This is a genomic window from Acinetobacter calcoaceticus ANC 3811, assembly GCF_000399665.1.
In the GTDB taxonomy this organism is placed as follows: Bacteria; Pseudomonadota; Gammaproteobacteria; order Pseudomonadales; family Moraxellaceae; genus Acinetobacter; species Acinetobacter calcoaceticus_B.
The window spans coordinates 1,507,965-1,522,944 of record NZ_KB976986.1; the positions used below are offsets into that span (position 1 = coordinate 1,507,965).

General features: G+C 41.7%; 10 protein-coding genes. 6 read left to right on the forward strand and 4 right to left on the reverse strand.

Features of this window, described 5'->3' with window-relative positions:
* Positions 1 to 266 precede the first annotated feature (266 nt).
* From F935_RS08450 to F935_RS08460, 3 genes are all read right to left on the reverse strand, one after another.
* Positions 267 to 938, reverse strand: a complete 672-nt coding sequence (locus F935_RS08450; protein WP_016138536.1) for a class I SAM-dependent methyltransferase — start codon at positions 936 to 938, stop codon at positions 267 to 269.
* Between the two features lie 72 nt (positions 939 to 1,010).
* Positions 1,011 to 2,705 carry an AMP-binding protein gene (locus F935_RS08455; protein ID WP_016138537.1) on the reverse strand — a complete coding sequence of 565 codons (1,695 nt, stop codon included), beginning with the start codon at positions 2,703 to 2,705 and terminating at the stop codon, positions 1,011 to 1,013.
* Positions 2,706 to 2,814: 109 nt separating this feature from the next.
* On the reverse strand, positions 2,815 to 3,432 hold the full coding sequence (locus F935_RS08460; RefSeq protein ID WP_004793061.1) for a TetR/AcrR family transcriptional regulator: 618 nt from the start codon (positions 3,430 to 3,432) through the stop codon (positions 2,815 to 2,817).
* A gap of 144 nt (positions 3,433 to 3,576) precedes the next feature.
* Here F935_RS08460 and F935_RS08465 point away from each other — a divergent pair, with 144 nt between their 5' ends.
* From F935_RS08465 to F935_RS08485, 5 genes are read left to right on the forward strand one after another with little or no spacing between them, the layout of a single operon-like run.
* Positions 3,577 to 4,749 (forward strand): isovaleryl-CoA dehydrogenase, encoded by a 1,173-nt coding sequence (locus F935_RS08465; protein WP_016138538.1) that lies wholly within the window; start codon positions 3,577 to 3,579, stop codon positions 4,747 to 4,749.
* A gap of 24 nt (positions 4,750 to 4,773) precedes the next feature.
* Positions 4,774 to 6,375, forward strand: coding sequence for a carboxyl transferase domain-containing protein (locus tag F935_RS08470; RefSeq protein ID WP_016138539.1), 1,602 nt, complete (start codon positions 4,774 to 4,776; stop codon positions 6,373 to 6,375).
* 9 nt (positions 6,376 to 6,384) lie between these two features.
* The gene (locus tag F935_RS08475; protein WP_016138540.1) at positions 6,385 to 7,188 is read left to right on the forward strand and encodes an enoyl-CoA hydratase/isomerase family protein; all 804 of its coding nucleotides are present in this window, start codon (positions 6,385 to 6,387) and stop codon (positions 7,186 to 7,188) included.
* Between the two features lie 11 nt (positions 7,189 to 7,199).
* Complete coding sequence (locus F935_RS08480; RefSeq protein ID WP_016138541.1) at positions 7,200 to 9,191, forward strand: acetyl/propionyl/methylcrotonyl-CoA carboxylase subunit alpha; 1,992 nt, start codon at positions 7,200 to 7,202, stop codon at positions 9,189 to 9,191.
* On the forward strand, positions 9,188 to 10,090 hold the full coding sequence (locus F935_RS08485) for a hydroxymethylglutaryl-CoA lyase (protein WP_016138542.1): 903 nt from the start codon (positions 9,188 to 9,190) through the stop codon (positions 10,088 to 10,090). The genes F935_RS08480 and F935_RS08485 overlap by 4 nt, the downstream gene beginning before the upstream one ends.
* A gap of 252 nt (positions 10,091 to 10,342) precedes the next feature.
* Here F935_RS08485 and F935_RS08490 read toward each other — a convergent pair whose 3' ends face one another.
* The gene (locus F935_RS08490) at positions 10,343 to 11,284 is read right to left on the reverse strand and encodes a LysR family transcriptional regulator (RefSeq protein WP_016138543.1); all 942 of its coding nucleotides are present in this window, start codon (positions 11,282 to 11,284) and stop codon (positions 10,343 to 10,345) included.
* Positions 11,285 to 11,488: 204 nt separating this feature from the next.
* Here F935_RS08490 and F935_RS08495 point away from each other — a divergent pair, with 204 nt between their 5' ends.
* Positions 11,489 to 14,971: an indolepyruvate ferredoxin oxidoreductase family protein gene (locus F935_RS08495; RefSeq protein WP_016138544.1), complete on the forward strand. Its 3,483-nt coding sequence runs from the start codon at positions 11,489 to 11,491 to the stop codon at positions 14,969 to 14,971.
* Positions 14,972 to 14,980: the final 9 nt, after the last annotated feature.

A 14,980-nucleotide genomic window follows, 5' to 3' on the forward strand; every position in this document is an offset into this window, starting at 1 on the left:
TTTTTTGATCTTTAATTAGACTTAAAGATCTCTACGTCCTTTTTGTTATGTGCCTATCTAAAACAGGCCCTTAGAAATCTGACTTTCTTCCTCTAGAAAGTCTTTCATCATATTTTTTAGACAAAACCTCCCTTAAGCAGCATTGAGGCCACTTTTTAATGTGTTATAGGTAAAGCTAGTTCTTCTAATTTTTTTCGTTTTTTATATTCTCATCCTCTTTGAGAATATTTAGGTGTTAAGACAACATTCCCTTGTCTCTACTGACATTATTTTTTTGCAATAAAACCCTGATACGTCAAAATTTGCGTATATGGCTGTATGCTTTCAAAGCCAGTTTTTTCCAAAAGTTTTATATACCCTTCTGTAGTTAAGCTAAAAAAGTCTTGCGCCATACGCTCTAACATTTTCTGACATTGCTCTTCAGTTAAACCTTGAGCCAAACATAAATAACGTAGTGCTTGAAGCTGCTGTGGGTTTACACAAGTCATTAAATCGTAGGTAAGTAAAACTGCTTTTTCTTTTAAGCGATCATAAATATCTTTAAAAAAAATAGGTTTTATGTCGTCTGCAATAAAATGAGCCACGAGAATAGAAAGTGCAGCATCAAAGCAATTTTCCAGAGGCAAAGCCGAAGTTTCACCATGAACAAAGGTCACTTGAGAAGATTTACCTAAAAGTTCAACCTGTTCTTGGGCTTTGTGCAGCATGGTCAAAGAGGGATCAACTGCTGTAAATTTCCAGTCTGGATGCCGTTTAAGTAAATATTCAAGTTCATAACCCGTACCACAGCCCACAATTAAAATATGAGCATTAGGTTTCAACACCGATTGTAAAATGGCATCCACCTGTTGATGGATGACTTCATAACCTGGAATTAATTTACGAATATGTTCGTCATATCCTTCGACTACTTTTGGGCTATTAAAGTCTTTTGCCATTTTGTTTTATCCTCTATTTAAACTGCCTTTAATTTTATAGTTTGCTGCACTTTGAACGGGCTTTAGATTTCTTTAGTCAAAGACATTTCCAGTTAAGTTAAGTTCAGCTCGCATAATTTCCTGCAATTTAAACTTTTGTGCTTTGCCTGAAGCGGTCATTGGAAACTCATTAAAGAATCGGACATAGCGCGGCACTTTATTATGAGAAATGTGCTCTTTGCAGAATTGGCGAATGCGGTCTTCATCAATTTGATGATGCTCATGCAAAATAATACAGGCACAGAGTTCTTCACCATATCTTGCATCTGGCAAACCAATGACTTGGACATCGCTCACATCTGGATGGGTATATAAAAAGTCTTCAATTTCTTTTGGAAAGAGATTTTCCCCACCACGAATTACAACATCTTTAATGCGGCCTTTAATTTTAATAAAACCATCTTGATCCATTTCGGCAATATCACCTGTATGCATCCAATCAGCTGAATCAATGACCTCTTTGGTCTTTTCTTCTTCGCCCCAATAGCCAGCCATCACTGAATAACCACGAACGCATAGCTCACCCAAAGTCCCTTGCGGAACAATCTGTCCTTCTAAATCGACAATTTTAATTTCAACATGCGGATGAACATGTCCAACTGTACTCACACGTTTATCAATCGAATCATTTACCGAACTTTGTACACTTACTGGTGAGGTTTCAGTCATGCCATAACAAATCGTGATTTCAGACATATGCATACGGTCTATGACACGTTGCATAATTTCACGTGGGCAAGGACTACCTGCCATAATGCCTGTTCTTAAGCTCGATAAATCAAACTCATTAAATTGCTCATGTTCTAAGGTGGCAATAAACATGGTTGGCACGCCATAAGCTGCCGTACAACGTTCTTGATGAATCGCTTTTAAAGTTTCTAAAGGATTAAATACCGCCGATGGATAGACCATCGTTGCCCCATGCGTAACGCAGGCTAAATTTCCCATGACCATACCAAAACAATGAAACAAAGGCACTGAAATACAAACTTTATCTTGGGGGGTTAAGCGAATCCCTTCACCTACAAAATAACCATTATTTAAAATATTATGATGGGTCAACATGGTCCCTTTGGGATTCCCTGTTGTACCTGAGGTAAATTGAATATTAATGGTTTCATCAAATTGATGTTGCTTCGCTAATTGTTTTAATTGTTCTAGCTCATCAGAAGTTGGCGTAGTAACTAAATCACTAAAACGATGAATGCCCGTATGTTGTTGGTCATCAATTTTAATCACAAATTTTAAATGTGGTAGTCGCTCTGAACTAAGCACTTTATCCGGACTGTTGGTTAATTCAGGGGCTATTTTTGTGAGTAATTCTTGGTAATCAGTGGTTTTGAATTGAGAAGCAATAATCAATCCTTTGCATGAGACTTTATTCAACACATATTCAAGTTCATGGCTTTTATAAGCTGTATTCAGGTTGACTAAAATAATCCCTGCTTTAAAAGCTGCAAATTGGGTTACCGTCCATTCCACACAGTTAGGTGACCAGATGGCTAATCGATCTCCTTTTTTTAATCCCAATTTTAAAAGGCTACACGCAAAAGCATTTACTTCATCCTGTAAAGCTTTATAGGTTAGTCGTCTGTTTTGATGAAAACTAACGATTGCTTCCTTTTCAGCATATTGCCGACAAGCCTGATCGAATTGTTCACCAATGGTCATACCCAATAAGGGCTGTGTGCTTGGTCCCGAGGCGTAGCTTAACCGTTCTTGTTGCATTGAATCATTCTCCTTGATTCTTTTAATTCTCTTCATACCTGATCTAATTGTTGTTACTGCAACTACTTTTCCAAACCGCCTGCTTTGTAATGTTTATCCTTTATATGTCCTATTTCTTCTGCACAGCATCTACACAAAAGTCAGCAATCTGTTTTGAAAAATAGTCTTTGTGTGCATGATCAAACTTTGTATTTTGAGCTGGGTCTAGGGGTTCAACCACCACATAGGTCATGGCGCCGACAACACAAAGTGCTGCTGTATTTAAATCATCCAAGACAAACTCACCACTTGCATTTCCATCCGCAAGTATTTTTTTAATACTTTGTTTAATCAATTGTTTCACACGAAAACGCTCATGTTCAACCGTTGAATCGACGGGTTCAAACATGAGTGAATATGCAAGCTGAGGACTATTCAGTGCCCGTTTTACAAAGGTTGCCACCGCCTTGTGTAATTTCTGCTTTGCCGATAACTCACTTTCGGTAATCGAATCAATCACCAATAATTCTGTATTAATAGCCTCGGACAAAACCTCAATCAGCACTTGGCTTTTATTATCAAAGTAGCGATAAACCAGTCCACTAGATACACCCGCTTGCTCTGCAATGGTTTGTATTTGCGCGTCTTTAAATCCTCCCTCTGAAATTATTTTTCTGGCTGAATTCAAAATCGATTTACGATTTTGCTCCATCCGCTCTTGCATTAAAGATGATCGTTTATAGCTCATAATTTATTCTCTAACAAATAAAATGAATTGTAAATCATTTTATGAATCTGTATTCACTTTTTCAAAAAATCATTGTATGTTACTTATCAAATACCCACAAAATATTTTATGGACAACAAATATAACCAATAGGATGAAAATATCATGAACCTACGCAGCTTGAATTTCGGTCTAGATGAAACTTTAATTGCGCTTCAAGATTCGGTAGCCGCTTTTTGTGCAAAGGAAATTGCACCAATTGCCCAACAAGTTGATCAAGACAACAAATTCCCTGCACATCTCTGGAAAAAATTCGGAGATATGGGCCTTTTAGGCATGACAGTTTCTGAAGAATATGGCGGTGCCAATATGGGTTATTTAGCTCATATTATTGCTATGCAAGAAATTTCCCGTGCTTCGGCAGCCATTGGTTTGTCTTACGGTGCTCATTCTAATTTATGTGTAAACCAGATTAACCGTAACGGTAACGAACAACAAAAACAGAAATATTTACCAAAATTGATTTCTGGTGAATATGTAGGTGCCCTTGCGATGTCTGAACCGAATGCAGGTTCTGATGTGGTCAGCATGAAATTACGTGCTGAGCAAAAAGGTGATCACTTTGTTTTAAACGGTTCAAAAATGTGGATCACCAATGGCGGTGACGCCGATGTGTTGGTGGTTTATGCAAAAACTGACCCTAAAGCTGGCGCGAAAGGCATGACTGCTTTTCTAGTTGAAAAAAACATGAAAGGCTTCAGCCACGGTAATCATTTAGACAAGTTAGGCATGCGTGGCTCTAACACTTACCCACTGTTCTTTGACAATGTAGAAGTCCCTGCTGAAAATGTACTCGGCGGTGTTGGTAACGGCACAAAAGTACTGATGAGTGGTTTGGACTATGAACGTGCAGTTTTAAGTGCTGGACCTTTAGGCATTATGGATGCCTGTCTAGATGTGGTAATTCCTTATTTGCATCAGCGCGAACAGTTTGGCCAAGCTTTAGGTGAGTTCCAGCTTATGCAAGGCAAACTTGCCGATATGTATTCAACTTGGTTGGCATGTAAAGCACTTGTCTACGCTGTTGGTGCTGCCTGTGACAAAGCTGATCATGACCGCAGCCTACGTAAAGATGCTGCAAGTGCCATTTTATATTCTGCCGAAAAAGCAACTTGGATGGCTGGTGAAGCAATTCAAACTTTAGGCGGTAACGGTTATATCAATGAATTCCCTGCTGGCCGTTTATGGCGCGATGCAAAACTTTATGAAATTGGTGCAGGAACTTCTGAAATTCGCCGCATGCTGATCGGCCGCGAACTCTTCAATGAAACCAAATAATAATTATAAATAAGGATGCATCTTATGAACCAATTACAAAGCAAGATTAATGTTCGAAGTGAAGACTTCAAAACAAACCAGCAAGCCATGCAAACATTGGTCACAGATCTAAAACAAGTTGCCCAGCGTATTGCTTTAGGTGGCGGTGAAAATGCCCGTCAAAAACATTTGGCTCGAGGTAAACTTTTACCCCGTGAACGTATTGATCAACTGGTTGATGTCGGCACGGCATTTTTAGAAATTGGTCAATTGGCAGCGTACAACGTTTATGAAGATGATGTTCCTGCTGCGGGTGTGATTGCTGGTATTGGTCAGGTGAACGGCATCACTTGCATGATCGTTGCCAACGATGCAACGGTTAAAGGCGGAACGTATTATCCCCTTACGGTTAAAAAGCATTTACGCGCCCAAGAAATTGCCGAACAAAATCACTTGCCTTGTATTTATTTGGTAGATTCAGGCGGTGCCTATTTACCCATGCAAGATGAGGTTTTCCCAGACCGCGATCACTTCGGACGTATTTTCTATAATCAGGCACGCATGTCGAGCCTAGGTATTGCCCAAATTGCTGTAGTGATGGGTAGCTGTACCGCAGGTGGTGCTTATGTTCCTGCCATGTCTGATGAGACCATTATTGTACGTAATCAAGGTACGATTTTTTTAGGTGGCCCTCCTCTGGTAAAAGCTGCGACTGGCGAAGTGGTGAGCAGTGAAGATTTAGGCGGTGGCGATGTACACACACGTCTTTCGGGTGTGGCTGACCACTTAGCTGAAAATGATGAACATGCGATTGCGATTGCACGAAACATTGTCGCTAACTTAAATAAAAAACCAAATGAGTTAAACAAGCAAATTGATGAGCCACTATTTGATGCATCTGAACTCTACGGCGTAGTCCCAAGTGATGCACGTAAGCCTTTTGACATTCGCGAAGTGATTGCGCGTATTGTAGACGGCTCTCGTTTTGATGAGTTTAAAGCACGTTTTGGTTCAACACTGATTACTGGTTTCGCTTCCCTCTATGGTATGCCAGTCGGGATTATTGCCAATAACGGAATTTTATTTTCAGAGTCCGCACAAAAAGGTGCTCACTTTATTGAGCTATGCACACAGCGCAATATTCCATTGTTATTTCTACAAAACATTACGGGCTTTATGGTTGGTCGCCAGTATGAAAATGAAGGTATTGCAAAAAATGGCGCCAAACTAGTGATGGCAGTTGCAACCGCAAATGTACCAAAACTCACCCTAATTATTGGTGGTTCGTTTGGTGCGGGTAACTACGGTATGTGTGGCCGTGCTTATTCACCACGCTTTTTATGGACATGGCCAAACTCTCGTATTTCAGTCATGGGTGGCGAACAAGCAGCAAGCGTACTCTCAACTTTAAAACGTGATCAGATTGAGCAAAAAGGTGCCGAGTGGTCAGCTCAACAAGAAGATGAATTTAAGCAACCCATTCGTGAACAATACGAGCGCCAAGGTCATCCATATTATGCTTCTGCACGTCTTTGGGATGACGGTGTAATCGACCCAGCTCAAACTCGTCAGGTACTCGGTTTAAGCCTTGCTGCCGCTATGAATGCACCAATCCAGCCAACCAAATTTGGCGTGTTCCGCATGTAAGAGGTGTATATGAGCTATCAATTTTTACAACTCGAACAACAAGGTCAGGTTGCCTATGTTTGGCTGAACCGCCCTGAACTGCACAATGCTTTTAATACGACAGTTATTGAAGAGCTGCATGCTTGCTTTAAGCAAATCAATACACGAGATGATATCCGTGTTGTGGTTTTAGCGGGTCGTGGCAAAAGCTTTTCGGCAGGTGCCGACCTCAACTGGATGAAACAGGCAGGTCAGGCATCTTCAGCAGAAAATGAAGCAGATGCATTAAAACTTGCGCAAATGTTAGATGCACTTGCAACACTTAAGCAACCGACGATTGCTCGTGTGCATGGTATTGCCTTTGGCGGCGGTATGGGTTTAGCATCGGCATGCGATATTTGCATTGCCAGCACTGATGCCAAGTTTGCAACATCCGAGGTTCGTTTAGGACTTGCTCCATCTACCATTAGCCCCTATGTAATTCGTGCAATTGGTGCAAGACAAGCTTCTCGTTACTTCTTAACTGCCGAGCGAATTTCAGCACGTGATGCCAAACACATTGGTTTGGCACACGAAGTAGCAGATGCCGAAGACTTAGATAAAAAAGTTCAAGAAATTATTGATGCACTATTACTCGGTGGCCCGCATGCTCAAGCGGCATCAAAACAACTCATTCAAATGGTGAGCAACCAGACCATGAGTAATGACTTGCTGCAACAGACAGCACATCATATTGCTCAAGTTCGTCAAGGTAGCGAGGCAAAAGAAGGCCTGAGTGCCTTTTTAAATAAACAGCAGCCTGCTTGGGTTTCTAGCTCGAATAACAACAATTAAGGACGATCATCATGTTTGAAAAGATTTTAATTGCGAACCGTGGCGAAATTGCCTGCCGTGTGATTCGTACAGCTAAAAAATTAGGTATTGCAACGGTTGCCGTTTACTCAGATGCAGACGCAAATGCACAACATGTCAAACTTGCAGATGAAGCGGTTTATATTGGTCAGTCCCCTGCAACGCAAAGTTATTTACAAGCCGACCGCATTATTCAAGCAGCAATTGATACGGGCAGCCAAGCGGTTCACCCAGGCTACGGTTTCCTTTCTGAAAATGACCAGTTTGCACTCGCTTGCCAACAACACAACATTTGCTTTATTGGCCCACCAGTGGATGCCATTTTAGCGATGGGTTTAAAAGCGACCTCGAAAGCTTTAATGGAAAAAGCAGGCGTTCCTTTAACACCGGGTTATCACGGAACCAACCAAGATGCTGACTTTTTAAAACAACAGGCAGACCAAATTGGCTATCCTGTTTTAATTAAAGCCAGTGCGGGCGGCGGTGGTAAAGGCATGAGTCTGGTTGAGCGAAGTGAAGATTTTCTGCATGCCTTAGCCTCTTGTAAACGTGAAGCCAAATCGAGCTTTGGTAATGATGACGTCTTAATTGAGCGTTATGTGATTCAACCTCGCCATATTGAAGTTCAAGTGTTTGGCGACACACATGGCAACTACGTACATTTATTTGAACGTGACTGCTCTGTACAACGCCGACACCAAAAAGTGCTAGAAGAAGCCCCTGCTCCACAAATGCCAAGCGAGAAACTCGATGCAATGCGCCAAGCTGCAATCGATGCTGCACGCGCGGTAAATTATGTTGGTGCCGGTACGGTTGAGTTTATTGTAGAACAAGACGGTACAGCGTATTTCATGGAAATGAATACGCGCTTACAAGTCGAACACCCTGTCACTGAAATGATTACAGGTGAAGACTTGGTTGAATGGCAACTTCGTGTGGCTTATGGCGAACCTTTACCTAAACTACAAAACGAATTGCAGATTCACGGACATGCGCTCGAAGCACGTATCTATGCTGAAGAACCAGAAAAAGGCTTTTTACCTGCCATTGGTAAAATTGACTATCTACACTACCCAACTCAAAACCAATATGTGCGTGTAGATAGCGGTATCGTTGAAGGCGATGAAATCACGACGTATTACGACCCAATGATTGCGAAACTCATCGTATGGGGTAAAAACCGTGAAGCTGCGCTCATTCAAATGCAACACGCTTTAAGCCAATTCCATGTAGATGGCTTAGGCAACAACATTGCTTTTCTTGAAAAAATTGTTCGTAGCGAATCGTTTAAACAAGCCAAACTTGATACCAACCTGATTCAACGTGAACAACACTTCTTGTTTAGCCCTGAAGAGATCAAACCAGAACTTGTGGTGGCTGCGGCATTTATTGAGTTTTTAAGCAAACTTAATAACAACAGTTCAAGCCAAAAACAGCTTTGGCAAGCTCAGCCGCTTTGGCGCTTAAATATTGCCTATCAGCACAGTATTAAACTGAATTATTTAAACCAAAATATCCAAATCAAATTTGCCTCAAATGAACAGGGCTTCACCGCGGAATATAACGGTCAAAGCTACCCGATTTCTGGTCAATTGATTGATGCACATACGGCCTCTGTTCAAATTGGCGGATCTAAGCAAAAGCTATCTTTTAACCAAAGTCAGCAAGGCATTATCTTGTTCCAAAATGGACAAAGTTATAAGTTTGCTTATATTCTCCAAGACTTTAACCAAGCAGATAGCCAAGCCGATGAAGGCCACCTAAAAGCACCAATGCCAGGTGTGGTCACACAAGTTTTGGTGAGCGCAAATCATAGCGTTAAAAAAGACGATATTTTAATGACGCTTGAAGCCATGAAAATGGAATATACCATTCGTGCCCCTAAAGACGGCCTAATTGTAGATTCCTATTTCCAAGTCGGTGATCAGGTCAAAGCTGGTGACGAGCTTGTGGAATTTCAGCCTGCTCAGGAGGAAGTTGCATGAGTGAGTTTGTCAAAATCGTGGAGGTCGGCCCCAGAGATGGCCTCCAAAACGAAAAGCAGGCTTTAACCGTCGAACAACGCTTAAACTTCATTAATGACCTGATTCATGCAGGTCTGAAATCGATTGAAGTCGGTTCATGCGTTTCGGCAAAATGGGTACCGCAAATGGCTCAAAGTGACGAGCTATTTAAGCAACTCCCCCAAACACCCGATGTGCAATTTAGCCTACTCACCCCTAATATCAAAGGTTTTGAAACTGCTCAAGCGGTAGGATGCAAAGAGGTAGCGGTGTTTACCGCAGCTTCTGAAAGTTTTACCCGTAAAAATATCAACTGCTCAATCGATGAGAGCTTTGAAAAATTTAGCGATGTCATGAGCGCGGCAAAAGCACATAACATCCGTGTGCGCGGTTATGTCTCTTGTATTGTCGATTGTCCATATGAAGGCGCAATTGCCCCTGAACAAGTAGTGAAAGTTGTTAAACGGCTCTATGACATGGGCTGCTATGAAGTATCTTTAGGTGAAACCATTGGCACGGCTACACCAGATCGAGTTCAAAAGGTTTGGCAAGCCTGTCTGGCTGAACTCGACAGCAAGGTTTTAGCTGGACATTTCCACAACACCTACGGCATGGCGATTGCCAATATTTATCAGTCTTTACAGCAAGGCATTCGTGTTTTTGATTCTTCCCTTGCTGGACTTGGTGGTTGCCCTTATGCCAAAGGTGCCTCTGGCAATGTATCGACCGAAGATCTGTTTTATTTGCTGTCACACATGGGGTTTGAAACGGGCATTGACTTAGAAAAACTGATGCAAGCCAGTCAAAATATTAGCCATGTATTAAACCGAAAAAGCTTGTCGAACTATGCAAATGCTTATTGGCAAACCAAGTGTGCGTAGTCATAAATTAAAATAGCTCAGCATCTGGTATAAGGCTTAATATTAGGCCGAGTACCAGATTATCCTATCTCACCTTTATCTCATTTCGTTTAGGAATTGGGCCTAAATCCCTCATGCAATTTATTTAAAATCTATTATTCATCTCTGTATTAAATGCCCCTCTCAACAGAAGCATTCTCTACCCTATTTTTATTCTAAATCCGTATTATTCTTCATCCTTTTTCAATTGTAGTCCTTAAAAAATTTATCTCATTATTTATAAAAATAAGATGCATCCATTTCAATTCTTGGCGAAATATATTCTTCCACCCAGTCTAACCATGCACGTGTTTTGGCATCAATAAAATGGCGTGAAGGCAATAGCGTATAAACTCCAATATCGGGCGAACGCCACTCTGGCAAGATATGGCATAATCTTCCATTCTGAACTGCATCTAAAGCCGAAAACATCGGCAATAACGCCACGCCCATATCTTGTTGCACCACATCTAACAATAATTCTGGGTTATCTGCAATTAACTGCCCGCCAATATCAATTTTGTAAGACTCCCCCTGTGCATTCAACAAGTGCCAATCTGGCGTAATAGACGGGTTTACTAAGCGTAAACAGGCATGATTTTTTAAGTCTTCTGGAGATGTTGGTACCCCATGTTTTTCGAGATAAGCAGGTGAAGCACATAAAACAGAAAAAATAGTGCCAATTCTGCGTGCAACAAAACGGGAGTCTGTTAATGATTCGGTCAGATAAAGACTGACATCCACCCCTTTTGCCAACAAGTCTGGAACGTACTGTGAGGTCGTATATTCCACCGTTAACTCTGGGTAATTTTTACAAAACTCGGCCATTACTGGAAAAACATAGTGATGCCCAAAGCTTCCCATGCTTAATACACGTAAACGTCCTTTCGGTTTTGAAACGGTTCCAGCAACTTCTGATTCAGCTTCATCCACCATTGAAATAACTTGCCGACAACGCTCCGCATAAGCTGCTCCAATATCGGTCAGTGCCTGCTGGCGCGTTGAGCGTTGTATGAGTTTTGTACCTAAGCGTGTTTCTAGCTCGCTGATAAGACGTGAAACCTGTGCTGTGGTCAGATCCATCTGCTCAGCTGCTGCTGTGAAACTCCCGCTATCAATCACTTTCAGGAATGCATGCATTGCATGCAATAGTCCACCATCGAGATTTTTGCGCATAACGTAAATATGTTTTCCTAAATTACGGATTGTTGCACCAGTTTAGTTCAACCACAATGACTAAATGTACATACATTGGCACTAATTCTTTTTAAGAAGAGGAACCGATCTTTTTTTATTTCGTATGTCACTTGCTCCAAATATTCAACTGGATGTTGAAAAAAGAAAGTAGTCCGAGCTACTAAAAATTCTAAGGAGATATAAATGAACATAGCTACAAAAGTCACTCCAAATATTATTGCAACAAAGGATGTGTCACTTGAAGATAAATATATAAGTGATAACGGTACAGCATATATGACTGGCATTCAGGCACTTGTTCGATTGCCTCTTGCCCAAACTCGCCGTGACGCGATTAATGGTTATCATACTGCTGGTTTTATTTCTGGTTATCGCGGTTCTCCTGTTGGTAACTATGATAGTTTCCTTTGGCAAGTTCAAGGATTACTTAAATCCCATAATGTTGTATTTCAACCTGGTGTAAACGAAGACTTGGCTGCTACCGCAATTTGGGGTACCCAACAAGTTAATCTTTCCGGCCAAGGCAAATATGATGGAGTGTCTTCATGGTGGTATGGTAAAGGCCCGGGTGTTGACCGTTCAGGCGATGTACTCCGCCATGCTAACTTAGCTGGTACCTCTGAACGTGGTGGTGTCGTTGCTTTATTTGGTGATGACCACTCATGTAAATCTTCTACCATCCCGCATCAGTCTGAACATGTTATGATTGGTTGCGGTATTCCTATTTTCTACCCAACATCCGTTCAACAAATTTTAGACTTTGGTGTTCACGCCATTGCTGTTTCACGTTTTTCTGGCCTTTGGTCTTCAATGAAGCTCGTCAGTGAAATTGTTGAAACTTCTGCTTCTGTTCATGTCGACCTAGACCGTGTTACTCCGGTTATACCAGAAGATGTCAATTTCCCAGCCGACGGCGTTAATATTCGTTGGCCAGATCATGGTATTCAGCAAGAAGAACGTCTTTATAAATACCGTTTACCTGCTGTTTTGGCCTATGCCCGCGCGAATAAAATCAACACTGTTACATGGCCTTGTGAAAATGCCCGTATTGGTATTGCCGCAAGTGGTAAAGGTTATTTAGATACGATTGAAGCCTTACGCATTTTAGGTATTGAAGATGAAACTGCCCAACAGCTTGGGCTACGTGTTTATCAGGTTGGACTGATTTGGCCTTTAGAACCACAAGGCGTTCGTGAATTTGCCGAAGGTTTACAAGAACTGATCGTTATTGAAGAAAAACGTCCAATTATTGAAACACAAATTAAAGATGAGCTGTACTCACTGCCTGATGGCAAACGCCCACATGTGATTGGTAAAGCAACTGATGGTAAAGGTGAATGGAGTACTTCTATTGAAGAAGCACCGCTCATTGGTCACTATGAGTACCAGCCTGAACCTATTGCAAAAATGCTGGCTGCTCGCTTCTTAAAACTCGATATTCCAGAAAGCTTAAAAACACAAATCCAAAGCAGAATCGACTTACTGCTAAAAGCAGAGCAAGAATCAAAACGTGTTATTGATCTTGCTGAACGTAAACCGTATTTCTGTAGTGGTTGCCCACATAACTCTTCAACAGTCGTTCCTGAAGGTAGCCGTGCATTAGGCGGTATCGGTTGTCACTATATTGCCGTTTCACTTGACCGTGGTACCGAAACATTCTCGCAAATGGGCGGTGAAGGTGTAAGTTGGGTGGGTGCATCACCATTTACCAATGAAAAACATATTTTTGCTAACCTTGGTGACGGAACTTACTTCCACTCAGGTTACTTAGCAATTCGTCAGTCTATCGCTGCAAAAACTAATATTACCTACAAAATTCTCTATAACGATGCGGTCGCTATGACAGGTGGTCAGCATGTAGATGGTCATTTGAGCGTTGCACAGTTAACCCGTCAGCTTGCTGCTGAAGGTATTAAAAAACAAGTCATCGTGACTGATGAAGTTAAACTATTAAATGAAGAAGACGGCATTGCACCAGGTGTAGAGATTCGCCACCGTAATGAACTCGATACGGTTCAACGCGAGCTTCGTGAAGTTTCAGGTGTAACCGCTTTAATTTATGTACAAACCTGCGCCAGTGAAAAACGCCGTCGTCGTAAACGTGATGCCTACCCTGATCCGGCTGAGCGTTTATATATTAATAGTGATATTTGCGAAGGCTGTGGCGACTGCTCGAAAAAATCAAACTGTTTATCTATTGAACCTGTAGAAACAGCTTTAGGGACTAAACGTCAAATTAACCAAAGTAGCTGTAATAAAGACTTCACTTGTGCTGAAGGGTTCTGCCCTAGTTTTGTGACTGTTCATACACGTGATATGAAACGTCCAGCTAAATTTGAAGGTATTGGTGCAGGCTGGCCGACATCACCAGTCATTCCTCAGTTATACGATGTTCCAAGTCGTATTATGGTCGGTGGTATTGGCGGTACAGGTGTTGTGACTATTGGTGCACTTCTTGGTATGGCGGCTCACCTCGAAGGTAAAGCAACCCGTGTGATGGACATGGCAGGTCTTGCTCAAAAAGGTGGTACGGTTTATTCATACGTACAACTTGCAGCAACTGATGAGCAAATTTCTTCTACCAAAATTCCGGCAGGACAATGTGAATTACTGATTGGTGCAGATGCCGTAGTCGCTGGTGGTAGCGCTGCTCTATCGCGCTTAAAAGATGATGCTTTGGTTATTGTGAATGAAGACAGTACCCCTACTTCTGACTTTATTAAATCTCGTGACTGGTATGCGCCTATTAGTGATTTAATTGATCGTCTTCGTGGTCGTGTTCGTCAAGGTCAACTTGTTTCTCTACCAGCAGCTCGCATTGCAACACAACTAATGGGCGATGCAATCTATACAAATCAGTTGTTACTCGGTATGGCTTGGCAATCTGGTCGTATTCCGCTGTTACGTGAAAGCATTGAAAAAGCTATTCGCTTAAATGGTACAGCCGTTGACAAGAACATTGAAGCTTTCCGTGTCGGTTGTCACCTTGCAAGTGACCCAACTTTAGCTGCACGTTTAGTTGCTGCAATGCCAAAAACTAAAACTCCGCAAACTTTAGCTGAACTTGTTGAAGACCGTTCTGCTCGTCTAACAGACTATTGGAATGAAGCTTACGCAGCTAAATATCGTACCCTTGTTGAACTGGCAGCTAAAAAACTACCAGAAGAATTAACAGGTACGATTGCAACTCAGCTTTATAGAGTCATGGCATATAAAGATGAATATGAAGTTGCACGTTTGTTAACAGGTAAAAGCTTCAAAGAGTCAATTGAAACCCAGTTCGGTAAAGGCTTACGTTTAACGTATCACCTTGCTCCGCCAGCGTTACTCGGTGGCCTGAAAAATGTTCGTAAACGTGCGTTTGGTTACTGGATGCGCTTCCCAATGATGATGCTTGCGCGCTTACAATGGCTTCGTGAAACTTTCCTTGACCCATTTGCACGTCAAGAAGAACGTCAACACGAACAAGCATGGCGTGACCGTTACATCTCATTTGTTGAATCACTTGTTGAAGCACCAGACAATCATAACTTAGCAGTTGCTGAACAAATTGCAAAATTACCAGCAGAAGTTCGTGGTTATGGTCATATCAAAATGAAAGCAATGGACGCAGCAAAACAACGTTGGGATGAACTTACACCAACACTCATTAAAGTTCGTAGCTAAGAAGTTGCT